The following is a 25,193-nucleotide window of genomic DNA, read 5'->3' on the forward strand; positions in this document are numbered from 1 at the left end:
ATCGAGTCTCATCGAAGGAGCACGTCCATGTTGCGAATCGCCGTACCGAACAAGGGAACCCTGTCCGCACCGGCCGCCCAGATGCTGCGCGACGCCGGCTACCGCCAGCGCACCGACCCCAAGGACCTCGTCTGCCGGGACGAGGACAACGACGTCGAGTTCTTCTATCTGCGCCCCCGCGACATCGCCACGTACGTCGGCTCAGGTGACCTGGATCTCGGCATCACCGGGCGCGACCTGCTCGTCGACTCCGGAGTGCCGGCCCAGGAGCTGCTCGACCTCGGCTTCGGCGGTGCCACGTTCCGCTGGGCCGCGCCGACCGGCACGCTGACGTCGGAGGGCGAGATCGGGGGGCGCCGCATCGCCACCGCGTACCCGGGGGTCGTCGAGCGGTATCTGACCGAGCGCGACCTCAAGGCCGACGTGGTCCGCCTCGACGGCGCGGTGGAGAACGCCGTGCGGCTCGGAGTGGCCGACCTCATCGCCGACGTGGTGGAGACCGGCCGGACGCTGCGGCAGGCGGGGCTGGTGACCTTTGGCGAGCCGCTGCTGCGCTCCTCGGCGATCCTGATCGGCCGGGGCGACGACGGGTCGGATCCCAAGACCGCGCAGCTCGTCCGGCGGCTGCAGGGCGTGCTGGTGGCGCGCAGCTACGTGATGCTCGCGTACGACGTGCGTGCCGACCTGCTGGAGAACGCCACCGCGTTGACCCCCGGCATCGAGTCGCCGACGGTCTCCCCGCTGCACCGTGAGGGCTGGGTCGCGGTGCAGGCCATGGTCCGCCGCGCCGACGCTCACCGGATCATGGACGAGCTGTACGAGCTGGGCGCCCGCGCCATCCTGGTGACCGACATCTCCAACTGCCGGTTGTGAGTGGCAGAGTGGTGGTCGTGACTACTCCCACGCATGAGGCTGTCGAGTACAGGCCGCGGCGCATCCGCTGGGTCGCCGGCGTCTCGGCCGCCGCGGTGGTGATCCTCTTCACCGCGCTCAGCTTCGGCCTGCACGGGGCCACCGGTGACGGCATGGGGCAGTTCGAGCGGGGCGACCAGACCGCGATGGTCGGCCTCGGGGTGCTCGCCGCCCTGGGCATCCTGGCCTTCACCCGGCCCCGCATCTGGGCGGACGCCGACCACGTCCGGGTCCGCAACGTCGTCGGGAACTTCGACCTCCCCTGGTCGGCGGTGCGCGCGGTGCGCTTCGACCGCAACTCGGCGTGGGCCATGCTGGAGCTGCACAACGACGAGACGGTGCCGGTGCACGCGCTGCAGGCCGCCGACAAGGAGTACGCCGTCGAGGGCGTCCGCGCGCTGCGCGCCCTTCATTCGGCTTCCTCATCCTGAACTGGTAGACTCTGCCGCAGTCGACCACGCCTGCGTTCTTTTCGAGCCGCGGGCGCGAAAGAGGAGCCCGCTGGTTCCCACCCGAGTCGCCCCCGCGGCGTCCGGGTCCGGTCAACCGATTCCGGGAATATCCCGGGATGGGTGTGCGTCCTCATGGGCGCCGATGACCGGTCGAGCGGGCCCCGGCATGTGCCGGGGCCTTCTGCTTTCCTCCTCGCCCCGTGGCTCGTCAGGGGCGGGGGCGAGGCCGACCGACATTGGCAGGGTCTTTCCGCGGCCGAATCCGCCGGAAGGGCCCACGACATGACACTCGTTCTGAGGAGGCCCCATCAGCGTCGAACCGCGCGTTAACGAACAGATCCGGGCTCGAGAGGTCCGACTGGTCGGCCCCGAGGGTGAGCAGGTGGGCATCGTCCCGCTCGAGCGCGCCCTTCAGCTGGCCGCGGACGTGGACCTGGACCTGGTCGAGGTCGCGCCCATGGCCCGTCCGCCGGTGTGCAAGCTCATGGACTTCGGCAAGTTCAAGTACGAGAGTGCACTCAAGGCGCGCGAGGCACGGCGCAACCAGCAACAGACCGTCATCAAGGAAATGAAGCTGCGGCCGAAGATCGACCCGCACGACTACGAGACCAAGAAGGGTCACGTGGTGCGGTTCCTCAAGGCGGGCGACAAGGTCAAGGTGACGATCATGTTCCGTGGTCGTGAGCAGAGCCGCCCCGAGCTGGGTTTCCGGCTCCTGCGCCGGCTCAGCGAAGAGATCTCGGAACTGGGTTTCGTCGAGGCCAGTCCCAAGCAGGACGGCCGCAACATGATCATGGTGCTGGCTCCCCACCGGGCGACCAAGGCCGCCGCCGCGGCGACGATCGCGGCCAACGCCCGCCCGCCGCGGGAGCCGCGCGAGGGCGATGGTGCCGAGGCACCGCCGGCCGCCGCCGACACCACCGCAGAGTAAGCCAGTACGTTCCCCGGACCGCCGGGGCAGAGAGAGTAGGCGTTCAAGTGCCGAAGATGAAGAGCCACACCGGCATGGGTAAGCGGGTGAAGGTCACCGGCAAGGGCAAGATCGTCCGCGAGCAGGCCGGCAAGCGCCACCTGCTCGAGGGCAAGTCCTCCCACGTCACGCGCCGGATGACCGGTACGGTCGTCGTGGCCAAGGCTGACACCAAGCGAGTGAAGAAGCTGCTGGGCCGCTGACGCGCGCCACATCCGTTCCCCTGTTAGGAGTACCGAAATGGCACGCGTCAAGCGGGCAGTGAACGCCCAGAAGAAGCGTCGCACGTTGCTGGAGACCGCCAGCGGTTACCGCGGTCAGCGCTCGCGCCTGTACCGCAAGGCCAAGGAGCAGGTGCTGCACTCGATGCAGTACTCGTACCGCGACCGCCGTGACCGCAAGGGCGACTTCCGCCAGCTGTGGATCACGCGCATCAACGCGGGCGCCCGGGCCAACGGCCTGACCTACAACCGCCTCATCCAGGGCCTGAAGCTGGCCGGCGTCGAGGTGGACCGCAAGATCCTGGCCGACCTGGCCGTCAACGACGCCGCCTCGTTCGCGGCGATCGTCGAGATCGCTCGCGCCGCCGTCGCGGCCGAGGGCACGGGTGGCGCCGCCGCCCAGGCCGCCTGAGCAAGTCCTTTCGGGGCGCCTACCGGTTCGTCCGGGAGGCGCCCCGATGCATGTCCGGAGGAACAGCGTGACGTTCACCCCCCGTACCCCCAGGGTGGTCGCGGCCCGGCGCCTGCAACGCCGCCGCGACCGCGACCAGACCGGCCGCTTCCTGGCCGAGGGTCCGCAGGCCGTGCGGTCCGCCCTGGCCGCGGGTGTCGTTCTCGAGCTCTTCGGTACGGACACCGCGCTCACCCGCCACGGCGACCTCGCGATGCAGGCGCCCGTGGTGTCCCCGGTGACCGACGAGGGGCTGGCCGCCCTCGCCGAGACGGTGCAGCCGCAGGGCCTGGTGGCGGTCTGCCAGCAGGTCGACGTGCCGCTGGCCGAGGCGCTGGCCAAAGAGCCGCGGTTGGTCGCGGTCGTGGCGGAGATCCGCGATCCGGGCAATGCGGGTACGGTGCTGCGCACGGCCGACGCCGCCGGGGCCGGTGCGGTGGTGTTCGCCGGCGACGCCGTGGACCCGTACAACGGGAAATGTGTCCGGTCCTCCGCCGGCAGTCTGTTCAACGTGGACGTGGTGCGTGCGCCCGTGACCGTGGCCGCCGAGCTGCGCGCCGCCGGGCTGCAGGTGCTCGCGACCACCGGCTACGGCGATGCGGATCTGGACGGGCTGCTCGACGACGGCTCCCTCGCGCGGCCGACCGCCTGGCTGTTCGGTTCCGAGGCCCACGGGCTGCCGGATGACGTGCTGAAGGCCGCGGACAAGCGGGTGCGCGTACCCATCTACGGCGGGGCCGAGAGCCTTAATCTCGCTGCCGCCGCAGCGGTCTGCTTGTATGCTTCGGCGAGAGCGCAGCGCTCCCCGAGGAGACCGTCATGAGTCGGATGTTTACCCAGCCCGCTGGTCGCGGGCGCGTGGGCTGACTCTTTCCTGCGAAACTCCCTGACCGGCGGGCTGCGGCCCAGCCGCGCCTCCGTACACTGCCCGATGGCTCATCCGGTGTGAGGGAGTTCGCCCGACCATGTCCTACCGCAACGATCCGTACGATCCGAAGCAGGCCGCCCTGCTCGCCCCCGAGGCCCTCGAGGCCGCGGTCGCCGACGCGCAGAAGGCGTTCGCCGCGGCCGCCGACCTCGACGCGCTCGGCGCGCTCAAGCCTGCCCACCTGGGCGACCGTTCGCCGGTGTCGCTCGCGCGCCGCGAGATCGGCTCGCTGCCGCCGGCGGCGAAGTCCGACGCCGGCAAGCGCGTCAACGTGGCCCGGCAGTCCATCCAGGGCGCGTTCGACGCCCGCCTCGCCGAGCTGGAGCTCGAGCGGGCCGCCCGGGTGCTGGTCGAGGAGCGCGTCGACGTCACCCTGCCGTGGGACCGCCGCCCGCGCGGCGCCCGGCACCCGCTGACCACGCTCATGGAGCACATGGCCGACCTGTTCATCGGCATGGGCTACGACGTCGTCGAGGGGCCCGAGCTCGAGCTGGAATGGGCCAACTTCGACGCGCTCAACATCGGCCCCGACCACCCGGCGCGCGGGCTCATGGACACGTTCTACGTGGACCTTCCCGGCCTGGTCATGCGGACGCACACGTCGCCCGGTCAGGTGCGCACCATGCTGACCCGGCAGCCGCCGATCTACGTGGTGAGCCCCGGGCGGGCGTACCGGACGGACGACCTGGACGCCACGCACAGCCCGGTGTTCCACCAGATCGAGGGTCTCGTCGTCGACGAGGGCATCACCATGGCCCACCTCAAGGGCACGCTCGACCACTTCGCCCGGGCGATGTTCGGACCCGACGCGCGCACCCGGTGGCGGCCGCACTACTTCCCGTTCACCGAGCCGTCCGCGGAGTTCGACGTCTGGTTCGCCCAGCACCGCGACGGCCCGCGCTGGGTCGAGTGGGGTGGCTGCGGCATGGTCAACCCGCGGGTGCTGACCGCCTGCGGCATCGATGCCGAGCGCTACTCCGGCTTCGCGTTCGGCATGGGCGTCGAGCGAACGCTGATGTTCCGCAACGGCGTGAGCGACATGCACGACATGGTGGAGGGTGACGTCCGGTTCACCCGCAACTTCGGTATGGCGGTCTGATCATGAAGCTGTCCCTGTCCTGGCTGCGCGAGTACGTCGAGCTGCCGGCGGCCGTCGACGCCGCCGAGCTCGAGCGCAAGCTGGTCGACCTCGGCATCGAGGTCGAGTCCATCGTCGACCAGGCCGCCACGATCAAGGGCGACCTGGTCGTCGGCCGGGTGCTGGAGATCGAGGAGCTGACCGGCTTCAAGAAGCCGATCCGCCACTGCCGCGTGGACGTCGGCAACCCGGCTGCGCAGGAGATCGTCTGCGGCGCGCGCAACTTCGCGGTCGGCGACCTCGTGGTCGTGATCCTGCCCGGCGGCGAGCTGCCCGGCGGCTTCACCATCGGCGCGCGCAAGACGTACGGGCGCCAGTCCAACGGCATGATCTGCTCCGCGGCCGAGCTGGGGCTCAGCGGCGACCACGACGGCATCATCGTGCTGCCGCCGGAGTCGGCCACGCCCGGCACCGACGCCCGCCCGGTCATCGGGCTCGACGACGTCATCGTCGACGTCGAGATCACCCCGGACCGGGGCTACCAGATGAGCGTGCGGGGCATCGCCCGGGAGCTGGCTTACGCGTACGGTGCGGCGTACACCGACCCGGGGCGTGCGCCGTTCGCCGCCGTCACGCCCGAGGCGCCGTACGACGTCCGCATCGAGGACACGGTCGGCTGCGACCGCTTCGCCGCCCGGGTGGTGCGCGGCATCGATCCGGCGGCGCCGTCCCCGGAGTGGATGCAGCGCCGCCTCATCGCGGCCGGCGTCCGGACGATCTCACTCGCCGTCGACATCACCAACTACGTGATGCTCGAGCTCGGCCAGCCCATGCACGTGTTCGACGTCAACCTGCTGCGCGGCGGGCTGGTGGTGCGCCGGGCCCGGCCGGGGGAGAAGCTGACCACCCTCGACGGCGTCGCGCGCGTGCTCGACGCCGAGGACATGGTGATCTGCGACGACTCCGGGCCGATCTCGCTCGCCGCGGTCATGGGCGGCGAGACCAGCGAGGTGCAGCCGGACACGGTGGACGTCCTGCTCGAGGCCGCCCACTGGGACCCGGTGATGGTCGGGCGCACGGCGCGCCGGCACAAGCTGTTCAGCGAGGCGGCCAAGCGCTGGGAACGCGGCGTCGACCCGCAGCTGCCGCTGGTCGCGCTCCAGCGCGCGGTCGAGCTGCTCACCACCCACGCGGGCGGCACCGTGGACCCGCGGGTGCTCGACATCGACCACGTGGTGCCGCCGGCCCCGGTGCTCCTGCCCACCGACCTGGCCACCCGGCGCATCGGCGTGGCGTACGAGACCGAGCGGGTCATCGAGCTGCTCGGCCAGGTCGGCTGCACGGTCACCGGCGCCGAACCGCTCGAGGTCTCCCCGCCGTCGTGGCGCCCCGACCTCGTGGCCGGCATCGACCTGGTCGAGGAGGTGGCCCGCCTCGGCGGCTACGACGCGATCCCGAGCGTCCTGCCGCCGGCGCGCGGCGGGCGCGGCCTCACCGAGCAGCAGGTACGCCGCCGCATGATCGGCCGCGCCCTGGCCGAGAACGGCTACGTCGAGGTGCTGTCGTACCCGTTCGTCGCCCCGGCGTCGGCGGACCTGCTCGGCCTGCCGGCGGACGACCCCCGCCGCAGCGCGGTCAAGCTGACCAACCCGCTGTCGGAGCAGGAGCCGCTGCTGCGCACGTCGCTGCTGGCGCCCCTGCTCGCCACGCTGAAGCGCAACCTCGGCCGCGGCGAGCGTGACCTCGCGCTCTTCGAGACGGGTACGGTGTTCCTGCCGCACCTGGCCACCACGGCGCCTCCGCCCCTGGGCGTGGACCACGGCCCGTCGGACGAGGACTGGACCGCGGCGAACGCCATCGTGCCGGAGCAGCCGTGGCACCTCGCCGTGGCGCTCACCGGCGACGTGGCGCCGGCCGGCTGGTGGGGCGCCGGGCGCCCGGCCACCTGGTCGGACGCCGTCGAGGCGGCCCGCATCGCCCTGTCGGCGGCGGGCATGACCCCGGACCGGGTCACCGTGGCGGCCGCCGACCACGCCCCGTGGCACCCGGGCCGCTGCGCCGCGATCTCGGTCGACGGCACGGTCGTCGGCCACGCGGGCGAGCTGCACCCGGCCGTGCTGTCCGCCCTCGAGCTGCCCAAGCGCACCTGCGCGATGGAGCTCGACCTGGACGCGGTGCCGGCCCGCCCGGTGACCCAGGCGGCGAAGATCTCCACCTACCCGCCCGCCCTGATCGACGTGGCGCTGGTGGTGGAGTCGTCGGTGCCGGCCGCGTCGGTGGAGTCGGCGCTGGTCGAGGGGGCGGGCGAGCTGCTCGAGTCGGTGCGGCTCTTCGACGTGTACGCGTCGGAGCAGCTCGGCGAGGGCCGCAAGAGCCTGGCGTACAAGCTGACGTTCCGGGCCCCCGACCGCACGCTGACGGTCGAGGAGGCGGTGGCGGCACGCGACGCTGCGGTGGCGTCCGCGGCGGCGCGTACGGGCGCGACCCTGCGCGGCGCCTGAGCACTCGGGGCCGGGTCTCCGCGGGAGGCCCGGCCCACCCCAAGCGTGACGCCCCACACATCCGAGTAACACGCGGTTCACATATGGGCAACGGCCGGGAAACCGCTCGCCGAGAGGCTCCGAGGTGTCACCACCGCGGCCCGGTGCCGCAGTCTGGAACCACCCGAAGGATGTGGACCGTGAGCTTCAAGGCTGAGTACATCTGGATCGACGGCACCGAGCCGACCGCCAAGCTCCGCTCCAAGACCAAGATCCTGGACGACGGCGCGAAGGGCGCCGAGCTGCCGATCTGGGGCTTCGACGGGTCCTCCACCAACCAGGCCGTGGGACACTCCTCCGACCGCGTGCTCAAGCCGGTCTTCACCTGCCCCGACCCGATCCGCGGCGGCGCCGACATCCTCGTGCTGTGCGAGGTGCTCAACATCGACATGACCCCGCACGAGTCCAACACCCGGGCCGCCCTGGCCGAGGTGGCGGAGCGGTTCGCCGCCCAGGAGCCGATCTTCGGCATCGAGCAGGAGTACACCTTCTTCGACGGCACCCGTCCGCTCGGCTTCCCCGCGGGCGGCTTCCCGGCTCCGCAGGGCGGCTACTACTGCGGCGTCGGCGCCGACGAGATCTTCGGCCGCGACATCGTCGAGGCGCACCTGGACAACTGCCTCAAGGCAGGCCTGGGCATCTCCGGCATCAACGCCGAGGTCATGCCCGGCCAGTGGGAGTTCCAGGTCGGCCCGCTCGCCCCGCTGGAGGTCGCCGACCAGCTCTGGGTGGCCCGGTGGCTGCTCTACCGCACCGCCGAGGACTTCAAGGTCTCCGCCACCCTCAACCCCAAGCCGGTCAAGGGCGACTGGAACGGCGCCGGCGCCCACACCAACTTCTCCACCAGGGCGATGCGCGAGGGCTACGAGGCCATCATCACGGCATGCGAGGCGCTCGGTGAGGGCTCCAAGCCGATGGACCACGTCAAGAACTACGGCGCCGGCATCGACGACCGCCTGACCGGCCTGCACGAGACCGCGCCGTGGAACGAGTACAGCTACGGCGTCTCCGACCGCGGTGCCTCGGTCCGCATCCCGTGGCAGGTCGAGAAGGACGGCAAGGGCTACATCGAGGACCGCCGCCCCAACGCCAACGTCGACCCGTACGTCGTGACGCGCCTGCTCGTCGACACCTGCTGCGCCGCGCTGGAGAAGGCCGGCCAGGTCTGAAACCCGGCCCGCAAGGGACTCCATCGGCGCGATGAGCTGGCATGATGTCCGCCATGTCAGTCACGCCTCCGCAGCCCGGGGCCGGTCCGTACGCCCCGACGGCCGTGCTGCCGACCGTCCGGCCGCGTCCGGACCGCTCCCGGCGCGTCATGTGGGCCGCCGTGACCGGGGCGATCGTCATGACCGGCTTCGCCACCGTCACGGTGCTGCGGGCCTCGTCCGGCTCCGCGCCGACGGTCGCGAGCTCCTCGCCTTCCCCGTCGTCGTCCCCTTCGCCCTCGCCTTCACTCTCACCTTCACCGTCGCCGTCGGTCAGCCCCACGCCGTCGAGGACTCCCAGCCCGGAGAACCGCGATCCGGGCGAGCTCATCGACGGCATGCGCACCACCATCCGGGAGGCGGTCGCCGCGGGGCAGCTGCCGCCGGAGGCCGGCCGGGAGCTCAACCGGCGCCTGGACGACGCCGCGTCCCGGCTCGCGAACGGCAAGGCCGGCAAGGGACGGCAGAAGCTGCGCGACTTCACCCGCAAACTGCTCGATCTGCGCAAGCGGGACAGAATCTCCGACGCCGTCTTCCAGTCGCTGGCGGCGCAGCTGTCCGACCTCGCCCGGACGCTGACGGCCTGAGGTGGACGCGGTCATCGAGCAGGTGCTCGCCGCCGTGGAACGGCATGACCAGGTCGCGCTCAAGGCGCTGCTGCACCCGTACCTGCACTGGAACGAGCCGAGGCTCGCCCTGCGCGGGCGGGTGAAGGTGCTGGCCCGCCTCGCCGCCTCGCCGGCGCCGGGCCCGCCGGACTCCTACGAGCTTCGCGACGGGCAGATCTACCGGTGGACCTCGACCGGGGTGCCGGACGCCGGGTAGCCGAAGATCTCCGCCGCGTTCCCGCCGCGGGCGAACAGCTCGTAGCAGGCCCGGTGCGCGCCGCCGCTCGGCCAGCCCGAGCTGCCCGGGGCGAAGGAGATCGTGCCGGCGGGCACGGTGAACACCCCGTCGCTGACCATCGCCTCGGCCTCGGCGTCCCCGATGCGGACGCGCACCTTGGTTCCGGTGTCGGCGGGAGCGTCGTACCAGCTGGTCTTCAGGTTGCCGTAGCCGTCGGTGTAGACCACCGACCGCTCCGGCGGCCCGGCGACGGTCACCGGGTCGCCGAGCAGGCTGTCGTCACCGCGGACCAGCCCCGCGACCGCGGCCGGGAAGACGTCACGGGACCGGAACTGCGAGCCCGCGTCGGGCACGTTGACCGCCCGCAGCGGCACACCCTCGGCGGCGAGGAACGACAGGCTGGCACCGGCGGCCACACCGACCACCAGGACGCCGGACTCCAGGCGCGCGGCCACGAGCCGTTCCCCGGCGTTGTCCTCGCGTGGCTCGTCCTCGTCCTGGCGGGGCGCGACGTTGGCATACACGACGCGGTCGCCGGGTCCCTCGCCGAACGCCAGCTGCGCCACGCAGAACCCGGCACTCACGGTGTCGAACGGCGGCACGGGGATGGCGGAGACGTCGGCGTCGGGCAGGAGGAGGGCGAACCGCTGCCGCACCTCCGCGAAGGCGAGATCACCGGTTCCGTAGTCAGCAACGACGGTCAGCAGCATGCCTATCAACGTACGGATTCCGGGTCGAATCCGCTCGACAAGTACGCCTCGGCACCTCAGGGGACCAGGCGCTCGATGAGCTCGCGGACGTCGTTGACGGCGCTGACCACCGGGGCGACCGCCGCGACCCGGACGCCGATCCGCTTCAGCGTGTCGCGAAGCCGGTCGCGGTCCGGGTCCGGGTCGGCGGTCTCCTGTTCCACCGCGTCGATGTCCTTCTGGACCCGGGCGGCTTCCGGGATCTGATCGCGGTGCTCCTCCACCAGCGAGCGCAGCGCCGCCAGAGCCCCGGCGAGCTGGTCGTCCACGGCGGCGCCGATCGCGACGTGGTGCTGGGTGGCGCGGGCGCCGCGGCCGACCGCGTTGGGACCGTACGAGTTGCCGCCGATGTGCAGTTCGTTGCTCATGAACCGCTCCCTTTCTTCTTGCCACCCGCGAGCGCGGCCGCCGCGGCGGTCATGGTCGCGGAGGCGCCGGTTCCGGTGGCCACCGGCCCGTACGCCGAGCCGCTGATGGTGGTGCTGTTGTACTGGCGGAAATTCACCTTCGCCGCGAAGTCGGAGGTGTCCACGCCTTTGTCGGTGAGGAACTCGTAGATGGCCTCGGTGGCCCGTCGCTCGATCAGCCGGCTGTATTTCTCGGCGTCGAGGCGTTGCAGATAGTTGGCGAAGTCGTGACGCGATCCCAGTTGGCGTACGTCCACCCGGGCGCCGAAGTCGTACACCGACTCCTCGGCCGCCTCACGGTCGGCGCGATGGATCGCACTCGCCAGGGTGATGCTGCGTCTCGCGGCGCGGACGAGCCGCAGCGGCGCGGCCGCGGTCGTGCGGAAGACCCGGCGCAGGGCCTCACCCGCGGCGGTGACGAGCGCGTCGGTTCGTCGGTCGTAGACGTCGATGTCCAGGTAGCGCTGCTGGATCGGCCCGAGCACGGCCGTGACGAGCTCGACGTAGAGCAGGCCGCCCTCCACCGCGACATGCAGGTACGTGGAGCTGACGACGCTCTGGTGCTCCGCCGGCATGACGGCGCGGCCGTCGTCGCTCAGGGCGGCCATCTCGGCGGCCCCGACGGTGGCCCGCAGGAAATGCCGCGCACTGGTCTGCGGGAACTTGATGATCGCGTTGATCGCCTCCGGGGACGCGTGCGTGTACGGCAGCCGCGCGCGCTCGTCGATGAGCGGGTAGTCGTGCCAGCGTGCGCCCGAGGAGACCACCAGGTCGCGCAGTTGCAGGCCGGCGATGCGTTCCTGAGGCGGCAGGTCCTTGGAACGCAGCGCCGCGAGCCGCCGCCGCAGGCAGGTGACCAGCTCGACCGGGTCGATCTGGACCCGGGCGGTGAGGGGTTGCGTCCGGGAACGGCCGTTGACCCGGGTGCCGGGCGAGTCGCCGGAGTCCTCGTCCGGCCGCAGCTCGGTGGCGATCGACCATGCGGTGGTCCGCTGCCCGGCGCCGACGAACGGCTCGTACCCGGAGTGCAGCAGGATGTTGCCGTGCTGGGCCTCGTCGATCACGCCCAGGCGGTGCTCGATCTCCCGCCGGTTGGTCTGCGGTGCGGCGCGCGACCCCCCGCGCGCCAGGTCCGTCGTGATGATGCCGATCATTCGCTGGCGGGACCAGACCACCGTCCCGTACGCGGACCCGGCGACCAGCAGCACCGTGAGCAGGAACTTGATGACCGTGCCCGGGAGGTCGTCCTGGCTCGTGCCGGAGTCGAACCCGTCCCCGCCGAAGGAGTCACCGTCGAAGGTGGACGGGCCGAGGTCGCCGAAGCCGAAGGTCTGCAGAGCGGTGATCAGCGGCCACAGGACGCAGCCGAGCACGGACAGCGCCAGGATCCCGGCCGCCACGGCCTTCCACGACGGGCGCTTGCCGGGCTCCGGATGCTCCGTCGTGACGAGCGCACCCGCGATGCACACCGCGAGGACCGTCACCGTGGCGGAGGTGAAGGCCACCAGGCCGACGAGCAGGATCCCGGTGATGACGGCGTTCTGCACCAGCCACAGCCGCTGTGCGCGGAAGCAGTGCCGGATGACCGTGGTGACGTCGTAGCCGATCGCCGGCGCGACGGCCCGATGGCTGTCGGCGACCAGCTCCTGGATCACCCGGTCGGCGTAGTCCTCGTCGACATAGGCGGCACCGCTCAGATACCGGGTCGTCGACGACATCCGGGCGTGCGGATCGCGAACGGTCCCGTCGCCGTGGCCGAAGCCGACCTCGGCGGCCGTCGGCGGCGCCCCGCCATTCCTGTCATCGTGTCGCATGGTCCCCCGAATCGTGAACGGAATCCACATTGCACAGGACGGTTCCCGCCGAAATTACCGATCGCCGAAGCGGTGGCCCATAGGCCGAAAAGGGGTTTACGAACAGCATCGGCCGATCGGCGAAAATCGATCTTCGAATGGTTCGGCGACTTCGGCGGAAGAGCGTCTTCACCGTTCGGCGGACCTGCGTTTCACTGATGCGAATGTGGACCTGCGCGCGATGCGGCGAGCGGAATGCGGACGGTCAGGCGTCCTGTGACGTCTGCGCGGAGCCGCGCAGGACCGCCGGGCCCGGGGACGCGGCGACGGGGCCGGTGGCGCGCGCCGTGGTGCTTCCCGAGGTCCGGCCGGATCCCGACGTCCTGACCGAGCCGGTGCCGCCGCCGTACCTTCCGACGCCGCCCGCGGCGAACCGGCCCGCCGTCGTGCCGGGGGTCCGGCGAGGGCCTGGGCTGCTTGTGCTGGTCTCGCTGCTGACCGTCGGCGTCGCTGTCGCCGCCGTCCTCGCCGTGCCCCGGCTCCTCGACGCCCGCGCGGACGAAGGCCCGGCCGCCGCCCCGACGACCGCGCAGCAGCTTACGGAACCCACCGACCAGATTCCCACCGACGAGGTCACGGACGAGCCCACCGACGAGCCCACCGAGGTACTCCCGACCGAGGAGACCGCCGTGGAACCGGAAACCACGCCGACGGCCGCCGGGAGCGTCGCCATCGACTCCGGCGTCGCCGACGCCCGGGCCCAGGCGGTGGCGGCAATGTTCGACACGTACTTCGGCGGGATCAACGACAAGGACTACGACCGGGTCGCCACCGTCCTGGACCCATCGGGGTCCGTCGACCCCGGCGACCCGGATGACATGGCGGCCCTGGAGCGTGGCACCAGGACCTCCCGGGACTCCGAGATCGTGCTGCTCGGCGTCACCGGGCTCGACGACGACCGGCTGCTGGCCGACGTGACGTTCCGCAGCGAGCAGGAACCCGGCGCCGGGCCCAAGGACAGGCCCGATGAGACCTGTACGCGATGGCGGATCGCCTACACCGTCAGCGGCGCGTCGTCGGGGGACTACCGCGTCGTGCGAGGCAAAGGAACGTCGGATCCCTGCTGATGCCCCGCAGAAAACGGATGGACGCCCTCGTACGCCGGCGCCGATACTGTCCCGCCGGTCCTCCTCGGGGCCGTGATGACGACGGGGCGGGTGGTCAGGGTGTCGGTGAAGCGGTCGGAAGAGACCATCCTGCACCGCCTGTACCTCGGACTCCGCGAGCGGCGGACGCCTCAGGACGTGGCGGCGGACATCGTGGAGCGGAGCATTGGCTGAGCGCGGTCGGCACCCGGGACCTGTACGCGATGGTCCGCTACCAGCAGGCACATGACCTGCTGTTCGCCGGCTACGGGCCCGTCGGGTCGTCCATGCCGACCACCTGGCGGCGTCATCCGGGGCCGGCTCGCGCGTACGAGGCGGCCCGGACCGCGGTGGACGCGGTCGCCGGCACCGCGGGGCGGTCCGCACCGGCGGCGGCGGACCCGGCCGACCCGGCGTCGCTGCGGCGGTGGCTCGCGTCGGCTCTGACGCTGCTCGGGCTCCCCACCGAGGAGCCGTGGCCGGCACGCAGGACGATGCCGCGCCGCCCGGTGCCGATGAAGTCGTGGACGGGCGGCACGTACCACCGGCTGCCGAAGCCGTCCGGAGCGCGGGGCAACCGGGGCGGGCACGCCGACGCCCGGGACCGGATGGACGCCGCCACCCGGCGGGACCTGCTTCCCGGGGTGCCGGTGCGGGCGTACCGGCGGGCGGTGCGGGCCGTGCTGCACCTGCAGCAGCGCACCGAGGTGCTCGCCGCCGAACGGGACCGGGAGGCGTCGGTGGCGTTCGGCAAGGCGCGGCTCGCGTACCTCGTCGCCGAGGAGGACTTCGTCGCGTGCCCGGCCACGGCCGCGTTCACCGCCTACTACGTGTCGCGGCTGAACCTGCGGACCCTGTTCACGTCGGGCCGCCAGGCGCGGCCGATGGACACCCTCGCCGAGCAGCTGCTGGCGGCGGCGCTGGCGGCCCCGACCTGCCGGCCGTGGGTGCTGGCCTCCGTGCTGACCCGCTGGTCGGTGCTGGACCGCCTCGACGATGCGCAGTGCGGCCGGCTGATGGGGCTGTACTACGAGCAGCTCGCCGCGTCGTCGCGGGCCCTGCGGCGCGCTTACGACGTGCGCCGCGACCCCACCCACATGATCATGCGGGCGGGTGACGACTCGTCGACGTGGAACAGCTCCACCCGGGCGTTCAACCAGGCCCGCACCGGCTGGCTGAACCTCATGCGCGGACTCGGGTACGACGACGTCATCGAAGCGAGCTGCCCGGGCAAGGTCCCCGCACTCGTGGCCGCGGACGTGGCGGCCTGGCACCGGCTGGAGGGCCGGGACCAGCACGCCGACGTGCAGGTGTGGGCGGAACTGCCCCTGCCGTGGGACGTCGTGCTCGGCGACGACTCGTGCGACGCCGACCTGGTCCGGCTGGCGTGCCGGCGGCACGGGGTGGACCCCGAGGCCACCGGCTGGACGCAGCCGTACCGGCAGGATCTGGCCGAGCTGCCGAAGCCGGCCCGGGACCTGGTGCACGGGGTGACGGTGTCGTCCCCGCTGCTGGCCGGGGTGCTGCGGCAGCTCGGCGTGTTCTCCGGCCAGGCGCAGTCGCGGTAAATACTTTGCGCCTGCCGCGATGATCGACGACGCTGGGGCGGCACGGCGATAGCTCAGAGAGCCGGAGGAGGCTCCGGCCCGGCAGAGCGGGCGGCTCACTGACCTTCCGCCCCGTCCCCGTTTCGACCACGGGTCACCGTGCACTCAGGCCAGGTACCCGGCGCCGCCGGGCACCTGGCCTGCGACTCTTTCCCGGACAGTGAGTGCGATTCGCCGCCGGGCTCGCCTTGCATCCCTGACGCGCCGCGAGCTGGAGGTTCTGGGGCTGCTACTGGAGGGCTGGACCAACGACCAGATCGCTGCCGCCCTGACCATCGGCAAGCGGACGGTCGTCGTCCATCTCGAACACGTCATGCGCAAGCTCGACGCCGCCACCCGGACCATGGCCGCGATGCGCGCCCGCCGCCGGGGTCTGTTCATACCGGCCGAGCTCAGCACCGGGTAGCTGCGCGTTACGGGCCGGACGGCAGCTCGTGGATCGCGTCCGGAGTCACCTCCAGGATCGCCGGCAGGCCCGGGTCGTACTCCTGGTGGTGGTGCGGGCACACCCACAGATACTCGCCCGACGGTGCCTGGACCCGTCGCAGGTCGCCGAAGTAGCGGCTGTCGTCGTATCGGAAAAGCAGGGCCCTGAACGCCCGCAGGGCGGCTCCCTCGGCGACCGTCAGCTTGCTGTCGAGCTTCTCGCCCTCTCGTTCGGCGCTTCCGATCTGGTGGGGAAGCTGGTCGGCCACCGACTTCATCAGGTCGATCTGGGCGGAGATGTCGTCGACGTCGGGCTTGGGGAGGATGACGCCCGCGACCGCGGCGGCGACGGGCACCACCAGTCGCAACGACTTCAGGAGGAAGTTCACGTACGGGGCCGCCTGGGACAGCCACTCCTTCTCCTGCCGCAGCTGGTAGGAGGCCGGATGCCAAGGGTGCCACTCGCCGGGATGCTCGCACCACAGCGTCAGGGTGACGACGTCGGTGGTGACACGGAAACGGTCCAGCATCGACGAGCGGGACACCGGCGCCAACGTGAAGACCCGCGGGCAGTCGGTCACCTCGGTGGCGACCGCGCTGATCACCCGGCGGAGCGAGTGGGTGCTCTCGGTCGCCAGCACCTCCACCCGCTCCATGCCGGTGGAGATGCGCCGCACCATGCCGCTCATGTCGGCGATCTGGTCGTTCAGCCGGCCGATGGCCGAGTGCAGCTCGGGCTGCACCACGGGGAACCCGGTGAGCATCTCCGAGATGTCGAACTCCCCGTCACATTCGAGGCAGTCGCGGCTCAGCTTGCCCTGCACGCGCCGGCGGACGAGCCCGTCGAGCGGGAACTCGCCCGGGCACTCGGGGGTCGGGCACGGAACGGTGAACTGGTACTGCAGACCCGGCCACCGCAGGCGCAGGAGATGTTCGATGCTGTCCACGATGACGTTGAAGAACATGTCCGGTGAGGGTGCGCGGACCTCCACCGCCAGCCGGCGGTCGGTGGACAGCTCGATGAGCGCTTCCGACCCGTACGCCGAGACCGGGTGGCGCAGGAACACACCATTGCGCCAGTGCTTGTTGATGGACGCCGGATGATGCCGGACGGTGAGCCACGAGACGAGCCCCGGAGCCGGTTCCTGGAGCTTGCAGACGACGGACACCTTGTGGACGCCCGTGTGCATGGGTGTGTCGAAGGTCCACGGCAGGCGCGGCTTGGCGTGCGGAACCAGTTGCGCCACGAGGCTCAGCGGCTGGTGGTTCCCCTCGAGCCGGTAGCAGATGTCGAACTTCTCCATCAGCCGCAGGAAGTACGGGTAGTAGCGCGCGTCGTAACCGCCGGGCACGCGGTTCTTCCAGATGGCGTACAGCCGCCGGTGGACGAGCACCCCGGAGGCGCGCCGGGTCGGCCGGTCCTCGAGGACGAAGCCGATCGCCTTCGTCAGCCACTCCGGGTTCAGCACCACGATGTCGCGCAGTCCGTCATCGTCGCCGTAGTAGATGATCTGGCCCAGGTCGTGCATCAGCTCGGCGAGCGTCGAGGTCTCGCTGTCGTCCAGCCCGTGCCGGGCGCAGGTCTCGACGAAGAGGGAGAACTCGATGTGGGGCCGCTCGCGGTACTGCCCGAGGATCTCGTTGCGGGCGGCGATCCAGCGGGTGCTCAGCATCCGGCCCATCTGGGGCAGCCCCGCCGCCTCCCGGGCCACCGCCTTCTTGAGCGCGTCGATGCCCGAGCCGCTTTTGTTGTCGACGGTGTACTGACCCGCCAGCATGCCCGGGAAGAGGCGTTCGAGATGGTGGTAGTCGATCTCGGGGTTGCGCTCGTCCCCGTGGGTCACGACGAGGATGGCACGCGCGTCCCGGCCGACCCGGAGCCGGATCCGTCGCAGCCAGGCCTCGACCTCGTTCTGCTCGTGCCTGTCCCGGGCATTCCAGACGAGCAGGTACAGCGCGCGCCGGCTGAAGAAGAACTGGTGGGTGATCCGGTAGACCTCCTGGCCGCCGAAGTCCCAGGTCCGGACCGTGATGTCGACACCGAGGTCGGGATGCGTCAGGGTCAGGGGCTGGATCTCCAGGCCGTGGGTCGTGTCCCGGTTCGCGATGAAGTCCTCGGACCGTAACGCCGCCACCAGCGAGGTCTTTCCCACGTTGCCCTCGCCGACGACGAGGATCTTGGCCTCGTACTGGGGAATGGCGTCCTCGAGGCTTTTCAGGTACGCGGAGACCGCCGTCCAGCCGCGCGTGATGAGCTCGGGCAGCGGCTCGGCGAGCGGGTTGTCCTTGATGGTGAACGTGATGGGCCGGCTGAGAATCTGGATCATTTCCCGAGGCAGCTCGACGATGAGGTTGTCGTCGAGATCCAGTTTCTCCAGGCGGGTGAGCCGGCCCATTTCCGGCGGCAGGCTCCGGAGCCGGTTGTGGCTCAGGTAAAGGCGTCGCAGGTTCGTCAGCCGTCCGATGTCCGGTGGCAGTTCGGTGAGCTCGTTGTTGCGCAGGTCGAGCTGCTCCAGGCCGCGCAGCTGAAACAGCTCGGCCGGCAGCTGGGCGATCCGGTTGCCCTCGAGGTCGAGGTTCCGCAGCCGGGCGAGCAGGCCCATCTCCCGGGGCAGCTCGACGATGCGGTTGTCGTCGAGGTACAGCTCCTCCAGCTGGTCCAGTCTGCCGATCTCCGCCGGGAGCGTGGACAGCTTGTTGCTGCGGACGTCGAGCTCGGTGAGATTGACGAGATGCCCGATTCCCGGGGGCAGTTCCGCCAGGTCATTGTGGATCAGGTAGAGCCGCTGCAGGTCGCCCAGCTGGCTGATCTCCGGCGGCAAGGACGTGAGTCCGGATCCGGAGAAGCGGACGTACCCGTCGCGTCGAGCCCGGTCCAGAGCGTCCTGCGTGAACAGTCGGCTGGGACCGATCGTCGAAATGACGTCACCGTTCTCCAGCGGCACTTGCTGTGCGCGCACGGTGAAGCCGTCGGGTATCCGCTGCCACGGCGTCGCGGGGGCGGTGTCGCCCAGCGGCGACCGCGGACGGATGAGCCGACGGAAAGGAAATACTCGCTTTTTGCGATTCCCCATCAGGAGAAAGTAAACGGCGGCCGGTGATCCAATCCATGGAGTCGCCGGAGAGTGTCAGATCTCCGACGCCGCCTCAGGTCGCCGGTATCGGAGCCGCCACCGGGCTGCGGTGGCCTTCCCGGTCGACGGCACGGACGCCGAAGAAGACGTTGTCCTTCGAGAGGTCGATCGTCACGGTGGTGACGGTGCCCACGGGGAGGACGTGCTGCCAGTCCGGGGCGGTCGTCTCCCGCCACACCACCTCGTAGCAGGAGAGGTCCGCCGCGGTCGACGGCTGCCAGCGCAGGGTCGTCTCGTTGGTGAGCCGCGTGGTGTCGATGACCACGCCCTTCGGGGTGCCCGGGGCCTGGGCGAGGGACCACAGCGCGGCGGCGTTCACCCGGGCGACGCGGGCGATGTAGCGGAAGTCGCAGTATTCGACCAGGTCGCCGTACTGCACGCCGCCCTCGACGCGGACGTCCTGGTGCTCGTGGGCGAAGTTCTCCCGCGGTTCGGTGAGGCGTGCGGCGGGGTAGCCGCGGAGCAGGAAGGAGATGTGGTCGCTGCCGCGCAGGTAACGGTCGCGACGCCAGATCACCCGTACCGTCATGCCGGTCTGCGGGTTCTCCGCCACGTCCTTGACGAAGCGGCCGAGCTGCCGTGACGGCCCGTCGTTCTCGCCCCCGACCGACTGCCGGGTCGCGGTCTGCGCGGGCGTCTCGGCCGTGGGCACTCCCTCGACGAACAACCGCACGGTACGGGGGTCAGCAGCCGTGCCGTCGTGGGCGTCCCCCGTCCCGACGATGTCGTTGCTGACCATCGCCTGCACGTCCACGCCCGCGTCCTTGTACTGCTGGGCGAGATGGTCGGAGCCGTAGAGGCCCTGCTCCTCCCCGGCGACGGCGGCGAACACGATGGTGGCCTCCGTGCGCCGGGTCGCCATCACGCGGGCGACCTCCATGACGGCGGCCACGCCGGACGCGTCGTCGTCGGCGCCCGGCGCGTCGCTGGTGGCGTCCATGACGTCGCTGGCCCGGGAGTCGTAGTGGCCGGTCACCACGTACACCCGGCCCGCCTCACGCTCACCGCGCAGGGTGGCCACGATGTTGGTGATGCGGGTCGGCGAGGGGATGCGCGGGCCGGGCGGCTGGATGAACGACTGCAGCTCGACGGTCATCCGGCCGCCGGACGCCGCCGCGTACGCCTGGAACTGCGCGTAGATCCAGTCCCGCGCCGCACCGATGCCCCGTTCGGGGTCGTCCTGGCTGGAGAGGGTGTGCCGGGTGCCGAAGGCGGCCAGCCGGGTGACGATGGTCTCGATCCGGTGCGGGTCGATCTCGCGCAGCAGTGCCCGCAGCTCCCGGTCGGGCGCCTGCCGGCGCAGGCCGGCGGCGTGCGCGGCGCGACCGAGCATCGGGGTCGCGGCGACGGCCGCGGAGGCCGACAGGAACGCGCGCCGGGTGGGCTGGGGCTTTTCGCGTTGATCTGTCATACCTGAGCATGCTTGTCCACTGCGGACCGCATGTCCATGCTCATCGATGTCAGATGTTCACCTCCGCGTCCGCTCGATCGTGGAACACCAGCCCGGAGTCCACGCAGTCGACCACCACGACCCGGCCGGGGCGCAGGTCCTCGAGCAGGATGCGTTCGGCCAGCACATCCTCGACCTCGCGCTGGATGGTGCGGCGCAGCGGGCGGGCGCCGAGCGACGGGTCGAACCCCTTCGCCGCCAGGTGGCGGCGGGCCGCGCCGGTGACCTCGACACCCATGCCGCGGTCGCGCAGCCGCAGGTCGATGCGGGCCAACAGCACGTCGACGATGGCCAGGACGTCCGCCTCGGTGAGCCGGGGGAACACGATCGTCTCGTCGATGCGGTTCAGGAACTCCGGGCGGAAGTGGTGCTTGAGCGCGTCGTGCACCTTCGCGGCCATCCGGTCCGGCATGCCGGCGCCGCCGTCGAAGCCCAGGGACACGGGCTTGGAGGCGTCGCGGGTGCCCAGGTTGGTGGTCAGGATGATCACGGTGTTCGCGAAGTCCACGGTCCGGCCCTGGCCGTCGGTCAGCCGGCCCTCCTCCAGGACCTGCAGCAGCGTGTGGAACACCTCCGGATGGGCCTTCTCGATCTCGTCGAAGAGGACCACCGAGAACGGCTTGCGCCGTACCTTCTCCGTCAGCTGCCCGCCCTCGTCGTGACCCACGTACCCGGGCGGCGCGCCCACCAGCCGCGACACCGTGTGCCGGTCGTGGAACTCCGACATGTCCAGCTGGATGAGGGCGTCCTCGGAGCCGAACAGGAACTCCGCCAGCGCCTTGGACAACTCGGTCTTCCCGACGCCGGAGGGGCCCGCGAAGATGAACGACCCGGACGGCCGTCTCGGATCCTTCAACCCCGCACGGGTACGCCGGACCGCGCGCGCGACCGCCCGGACCGCCTCGTCCTGCCCGATGACACGGTGGTGCAGCTCGTCCTCCATGCGCAGCAGCCGCGACGTCTCCGCCTCGGTCAGCCGCTGCACCGGGATGCCCGTCCAGCTCGCCACGACCTCGGCGATCTGCTCGCCGCCGATCCGCCCGCCGGCACGCGGCCGCACATGCGCCCACGCACCGGCCTGGTCGATCAGGTCGATGGCGGTGTCGGGCAGGAAGCGGTCCGCGACGTACCGGTCTGCCAGGGTCACGGCGGTGGTCAGGGCGGCCTCGGTGTACGTGACGTGGTGGTGCTTCTCGTACCGGTCGCGCAGGCCCCGCAGGATCTCGACCGCCTCGGCGGCGCTCGGCTCGTCGATCGGGACCGGCTGGAAGCGGCGGGCGAGAGCGGGGTCCTTCTCGAAGTACCGCCGGTACTCCGCCGTGGTGGTGGCGCCGACCGTCTGGAGCTCGCCCCGCGCGAGCATGGGCTTGAGAATGCTCGCCGCGTCGATCGCACCCTCGGCCGCGCCCGCGCCGACCAGGGTATGGATCTCGTCGATGAACAGGATCACGTCACCCCGGGTCCGGCACTCCTTGACCACCTTCTTCAGGCGCTCCTCGAAGTCACCGCGGTACCGGGAGCCGGCCACCAGGGAACCCAGGTCAAGGGTGTACACCTGCTTGGCGCGCAGGGTCTCGGGCACGTCACCGGCCACGATGCGCCGGCACAGACCCTCCACGACGGCTGTCTTGCCGACGCCGGGCTCGCCGACGAGGACCGGGTTGTTCTTGGTGCGGCAGGACAGCACCACGATGATCCGGTCGATCTCGCCGTCGCGCCCCACCACGGGATCGAGGCGGCCGCCACGAGCGCGTTCGGTGAGGTTCTCGCCGTACTGGTCGAGCAGCGTCGAGGTGACCGGTGGTGCGGTGCCCAGGGCGGGATGCCCCGACAGCAGCTGCAGCACTTTCCCGCGTACGGCCGAAGGCTCTGCACCCAGGGTGACCAGGATCTGAGCCGCCACGCCCGTGACCTCCCGGAGCAGCCCGAGCAGGATGTGCTCGGGCCCGATGTGGTTGTGGCCCAGCTTGAGCGCCTCCCGCAGGGCGAGCTCGAGGACGTTCTTGGCGCCCGGGGTGAACGGGACGTGGACGCCCGGCGCCTCCGGGCCCTCGCCGAGTACCTCCGCCACCTCCGCACGAGCGGCCTCGAGCGTCACGCCCAGGCCGAAGAGGGCCTGCGCGGCCACGCTCTCACCCTCGCTGACCAGGCCGAGCAGCAGGTGCTCGGTGCCGATGTCGTGGTGCTGGAGAAGCCGGGCCTCCTGCTGAGCCAGGAGCACGACCCGGCGGGCCTGATCGGTGAACCGTTCGAACACGACACTCACGTCCTCGCGGCGAGGCCCCACGCACCCCACCCGTCGGCGCACGCGGGCGTGCAGAAGGGTGGTGTGCGCTGAGTCAGAGCCTCTTGGCGTCGACGCGAACCCGCGTGGGGGGCTCGCACGCTCGTGCAGGCGCGGCTGCCCCCTCAACGTACAACGGAGAACCTACGATGGCCCAGGGGAGGGACCGCCATGACGAAAGCCGAGTACCGCCGCCAGGCCCACGACCGTGCCCGCCGGCGAGCCATCCGGGCCCTCGCCGCCCAGATGGGAGTGCCTTACTCGGTCGCCGCGCGCCTGATCGCCGACCCGCACCGCGCGCTGTTGTTCGCCCACCGCGAACAGCGCCCCTTCCACGCCCGGGTACGCGACACCCGCGACGCGGCCACACCGCCGCTGGGCCGCGCCGCCCACCTGACGGCCCGCTTCCCGCGCCTGCACACCGCCGCGGGCCGGCTCTACGACGGCCGCGACCGCCAGACGGTCCTCGCGATGCTGTACGCGGTGGCCGCCCACGAGTCACCGGGCCTGCTGCCGGCCCCCGATGAGCTGGCATGGGTGGCGGAGCTGGGCGAGGAGACGGCGGTCGACATCACGTGCGCGGCCCTGGACCGGGCCGCCCGCCTGCTGCTCGACGACGATCCCTGGCGGCTGTGGACACGGGTCGAGGCTGCCCTCGAAGCGGGCGACCCGCGCAGCGAGGCAACGATCACGCTCGGTCGCGAACTCAGAACGGTGAGCCTGCGCGGCTCTCTGCCGGGCGCCCGCCAGACCCTCGACGCGGTGCTGCTCGCGGCGCATCGCCTCAAGACGCCCGGAGCGCAGATCAACGTCGCCGGTCGGACGGCCACGGTGGTGGGGGCACGCTGGCCCGAGAGCGGACCACCGACGGCGTACGAGGTGCGGCTCGGGGGCGATCCGCGGGTCCACCTCCTCGACCTCGGCCAGGAGCAGCAGCCGGCCGGCGTCTGAGCCTCACAGGGTCAGCACCGCGACGGCCGGCTCATGAAGGCTGCCCATCCAGATGCGGCCGTCGTGCTCCCGGACACCGGTGACCATGTGGAACCGGGCGCTGTCGCCGGTCAGGTCGTGCACCAGTCGGCCGTCGTCGTCGTACGCCTGAACCCGGACCGTTCGCTTCGGGGCCGGCTGCAGCGACTGAGGGATCCTGGTGACCTGACGCCGGATCCAGACAGGGGCGTGCTGGAGGCGTTCGACCAGCGGGTCTCTCGGGCTGGCGAGTGAGACCCAGATCAGTCCGTCGCTGCCGCGGGCGATGTTGTCGGGGTAACCGGGCAGGTCCTCGACGAGGAAGTCGTCGCGGCCGGTCAGCCAGTGACGGGCGATGGTGCGCGCCGCCGTCTCGGCCACAGCGACGAATGACTCGTCAGCGGCCAGAGCCACGCCGTTGGCGAAGGCGAGGCCGTCGCGCAGGACGGTGACGGTGCCGTCGGGGGAGCGGCGGAGCAGGCGGCCGGTGCGGGTCACCTCGACGACCTCCGCCCGCCATTCCGCGATCGGATGGACGGTGGAGGAGTCGGAGAAGTAGATGGTGCCGTCGGAGGCGACCGCGGCGTTGTTGCAGAAGCGCATGCCGCCGGCAAGGTGCTCGATCGCGCCGGTGGACGGGTCCACGGCGAGGAGGCCTCGGTGGGCGTCGCAGACGAGCAGTTGGCCGTCGGGGAGGAGCTCGATGCCCAGGGGCCGGCCGCCCGTGTCGGCCACGGCCTCGACCCGGTGGTCCGGGGTGATCCGATGGATCACGCCGTCCTCGGTACCCGTGAAGACGGAGCCGTCTGCGGCCACGACGACGTCCTCGGCGCCGTGGCCCGGCACTGCGATTACCTGGAAGTTCATGGGCTGACTATTCACGGACTGGCAGCCGGTATCAATGGGCCTCCGCGTGCGCTGCGGTGATCAGCCGCGCGACGGGCGCATTCTCACGCGATACGAGGCACTTGGTCATTGCTGTGCTTCGCTTTCCGAATTGTGAGTCTCGGTCGCCTGATCAAGCAGTTCCTCGAGATGGGTGATGAGCACCGCTGCGCCGATTTTCTCGGCGGCCTGGAGGCTGATTCTCAGGACGACGACGGCTTGGTCGCGTTGTGCTGCCGCGAGGAGAAGCTGTCCCAGTACGTTGCCCACGGCGGCGATGCCATCGGGACGCTTGAGTTGCTGGAGAAGGCGAAACGAGTCGACGAGCAACGGGAACGCCGAGGTGTAGTCTTCGCGGGCAAGTCCGACTTGGGCTAATCCCCACTTGGCTGACGCGATGCCCTCCGGGTCGCCCATGTCCTGGAAGACCGTCAATTGCTTGGTGTGTAGCTCGGCGGCTTCGTCGTAGTCGCCGCGGTGGAAGAGGATGCTGGCGATCTGTCCCCAGGTAACCGCCGCCTCGCGGGTGTCGCCGAGCCGCTCGTAGACCGGCAGTGCTTGTTCGGTGTGGATGCGTAGGGCTTCGTCGTAGTCGCCGCGTTGGTACAGGATGTCGGCGATCTGCCCCCATGTTACTGCCGCCGAGCGGGTGTCGCCGAGCCGCTCGTAGACCGGCAGTGCTTGTTCGGTGTGGATGCGTAGGGCTTCGTCGTAGTCGCCGCGTTGGTACAGGATGTC

General features: G+C 71.1%; 23 protein-coding genes. 15 read left to right on the top strand and 8 right to left on the bottom strand.

Translation table 11 applies throughout. The features are described from left to right. Positions 1–27 precede the first annotated feature (27 nt). From hisG to AB0J80_RS17095, 11 genes are all read left to right on the top strand, one after another. A complete protein-coding gene (gene hisG, locus AB0J80_RS17045) occupies positions 28–873 on the top strand; it encodes an ATP phosphoribosyltransferase (RefSeq protein ID WP_364705543.1) in 846 nt (281 codons plus the stop codon). An 8-nt stretch (positions 874–881) separates the two neighbouring features. Next, positions 882–1,343, top strand: a complete 462-nt coding sequence (locus AB0J80_RS17050) for a PH domain-containing protein (RefSeq protein ID WP_364705545.1) — start codon at positions 882–884, stop codon at positions 1,341–1,343. Between the two features lie 328 nt (positions 1,344–1,671). Then, positions 1,672–2,295, top strand: a complete 624-nt coding sequence (infC, locus tag AB0J80_RS17055) for a translation initiation factor IF-3 (RefSeq protein ID WP_364705666.1) — start codon at positions 1,672–1,674, stop codon at positions 2,293–2,295. A gap of 47 nt (positions 2,296–2,342) precedes the next feature. Further along, complete coding sequence (gene rpmI / locus AB0J80_RS17060) at positions 2,343–2,537, top strand: 50S ribosomal protein L35 (protein ID WP_071807036.1); 195 nt, start codon at positions 2,343–2,345, stop codon at positions 2,535–2,537. Positions 2,538–2,574: 37 nt separating this feature from the next. Further along, positions 2,575–2,967: a 50S ribosomal protein L20 gene (gene rplT, locus AB0J80_RS17065; protein WP_015623965.1), complete on the top strand. Its 393-nt coding sequence runs from the start codon at positions 2,575–2,577 to the stop codon at positions 2,965–2,967. 46 nt (positions 2,968–3,013) lie between these two features. Continuing rightward, positions 3,014–3,829: an RNA methyltransferase gene (locus AB0J80_RS17070; protein ID WP_364705547.1), complete on the top strand. Its 816-nt coding sequence runs from the start codon at positions 3,014–3,016 to the stop codon at positions 3,827–3,829. Between the two features lie 142 nt (positions 3,830–3,971). Beyond that, positions 3,972–5,033 carry a phenylalanine--tRNA ligase subunit alpha gene (pheS, locus tag AB0J80_RS17075; protein ID WP_364705549.1) on the top strand — a complete coding sequence of 354 codons (1,062 nt, stop codon included), beginning with the start codon at positions 3,972–3,974 and terminating at the stop codon, positions 5,031–5,033. A gap of 2 nt (positions 5,034–5,035) precedes the next feature. Beyond that, positions 5,036–7,513 (top strand): phenylalanine--tRNA ligase subunit beta, encoded by a 2,478-nt coding sequence (gene pheT / locus AB0J80_RS17080; RefSeq protein WP_364705551.1) that lies wholly within the window; start codon positions 5,036–5,038, stop codon positions 7,511–7,513. Positions 7,514–7,692: 179 nt separating this feature from the next. After that, positions 7,693–8,721: a glutamine synthetase gene (glnII, locus tag AB0J80_RS17085; RefSeq protein WP_364705553.1), complete on the top strand. Its 1,029-nt coding sequence runs from the start codon at positions 7,693–7,695 to the stop codon at positions 8,719–8,721. A gap of 53 nt (positions 8,722–8,774) precedes the next feature. Continuing rightward, positions 8,775–9,347: a hypothetical protein gene (locus AB0J80_RS17090; RefSeq protein WP_364705554.1), complete on the top strand. Its 573-nt coding sequence runs from the start codon at positions 8,775–8,777 to the stop codon at positions 9,345–9,347. 1 nt (position 9,348) lies between these two features. After that, positions 9,349–9,585 carry a nuclear transport factor 2 family protein gene (locus AB0J80_RS17095; RefSeq protein WP_364705556.1) on the top strand — a complete coding sequence of 79 codons (237 nt, stop codon included), beginning with the start codon at positions 9,349–9,351 and terminating at the stop codon, positions 9,583–9,585. Here AB0J80_RS17095 and AB0J80_RS17100 read toward each other — a convergent pair. The 3 genes from AB0J80_RS17100 to AB0J80_RS17110 are packed head-to-tail and all read right to left on the bottom strand — an operon-like array spanning position 9,546 to position 12,576. After that, positions 9,546–10,316: a hypothetical protein gene (locus AB0J80_RS17100; RefSeq protein ID WP_364705558.1), complete on the bottom strand. Its 771-nt coding sequence runs from the start codon at positions 10,314–10,316 to the stop codon at positions 9,546–9,548. The genes AB0J80_RS17095 and AB0J80_RS17100 overlap by 40 nt on opposite strands. Before the next feature lie 56 nt (positions 10,317–10,372). Beyond that, positions 10,373–10,723, bottom strand: coding sequence for a DUF5955 family protein (locus AB0J80_RS17105; RefSeq protein ID WP_364705559.1), 351 nt, complete (start codon positions 10,721–10,723; stop codon positions 10,373–10,375). After that, a complete protein-coding gene (locus tag AB0J80_RS17110) occupies positions 10,720–12,576 on the bottom strand; it encodes a hypothetical protein (protein WP_364705560.1) in 1,857 nt (618 codons plus the stop codon). Before AB0J80_RS17110 ends, AB0J80_RS17105 begins: the two co-directional genes overlap by 4 nt. Before the next feature lie 197 nt (positions 12,577–12,773). On the opposite strand from AB0J80_RS17110, the gene AB0J80_RS17115 reads away from it, so the two are divergent. From AB0J80_RS17115 to AB0J80_RS17125, 3 genes are all read left to right on the top strand, one after another. Further along, a complete protein-coding gene (locus tag AB0J80_RS17115; RefSeq protein WP_364705561.1) occupies positions 12,774–13,682 on the top strand; it encodes a hypothetical protein in 909 nt (302 codons plus the stop codon). Between the two features lie 242 nt (positions 13,683–13,924). Then, complete coding sequence (locus AB0J80_RS17120) at positions 13,925–15,268, top strand: hypothetical protein (RefSeq protein WP_364705563.1); 1,344 nt, start codon at positions 13,925–13,927, stop codon at positions 15,266–15,268. A gap of 199 nt (positions 15,269–15,467) precedes the next feature. After that, entirely contained in the window at positions 15,468–15,713 is a 246-nt protein-coding gene (locus tag AB0J80_RS17125; protein ID WP_364705565.1) for a LuxR C-terminal-related transcriptional regulator, read from the top strand. A 7-nt stretch (positions 15,714–15,720) separates the two neighbouring features. On the opposite strand, the gene AB0J80_RS17130 is transcribed toward AB0J80_RS17125, so the two are convergent. The 3 genes from AB0J80_RS17130 to AB0J80_RS17140 form a co-directional block, all read right to left on the bottom strand. Then, positions 15,721–18,693, bottom strand: coding sequence for a COR domain-containing protein (locus tag AB0J80_RS17130; RefSeq protein ID WP_364705566.1), 2,973 nt, complete (start codon positions 18,691–18,693; stop codon positions 15,721–15,723). A 187-nt stretch (positions 18,694–18,880) separates the two neighbouring features. Further along, positions 18,881–20,278, bottom strand: coding sequence for a M28 family metallopeptidase (locus AB0J80_RS17135; protein WP_364705567.1), 1,398 nt, complete (start codon positions 20,276–20,278; stop codon positions 18,881–18,883). A 49-nt stretch (positions 20,279–20,327) separates the two neighbouring features. Continuing rightward, positions 20,328–22,574, bottom strand: coding sequence for an ATP-dependent Clp protease ATP-binding subunit (locus AB0J80_RS17140; protein ID WP_364705569.1), 2,247 nt, complete (start codon positions 22,572–22,574; stop codon positions 20,328–20,330). A gap of 198 nt (positions 22,575–22,772) precedes the next feature. Between AB0J80_RS17140 and AB0J80_RS17145 the strand changes: the two genes are divergently transcribed. Beyond that, positions 22,773–23,552: a hypothetical protein gene (locus AB0J80_RS17145; RefSeq protein ID WP_364705571.1), complete on the top strand. Its 780-nt coding sequence runs from the start codon at positions 22,773–22,775 to the stop codon at positions 23,550–23,552. A 3-nt stretch (positions 23,553–23,555) separates the two neighbouring features. Here the strand turns inward: AB0J80_RS17145 and AB0J80_RS17150 are convergent, their stop codons facing one another. Beyond that, positions 23,556–24,437: an SMP-30/gluconolactonase/LRE family protein gene (locus AB0J80_RS17150; RefSeq protein ID WP_364705573.1), complete on the bottom strand. Its 882-nt coding sequence runs from the start codon at positions 24,435–24,437 to the stop codon at positions 23,556–23,558. Between the two features lie 105 nt (positions 24,438–24,542). After that, the coding region (locus AB0J80_RS17155; RefSeq protein WP_364705574.1) for a tetratricopeptide repeat protein at positions 24,543–25,193 on the bottom strand (651 nt) is incomplete at its 5' end.

It is taken from the genome of Actinoplanes sp. NPDC049548 (assembly GCF_040676695.1).
Lineage (GTDB): Bacteria > Actinomycetota > Actinomycetes > Mycobacteriales > Micromonosporaceae > Actinoplanes.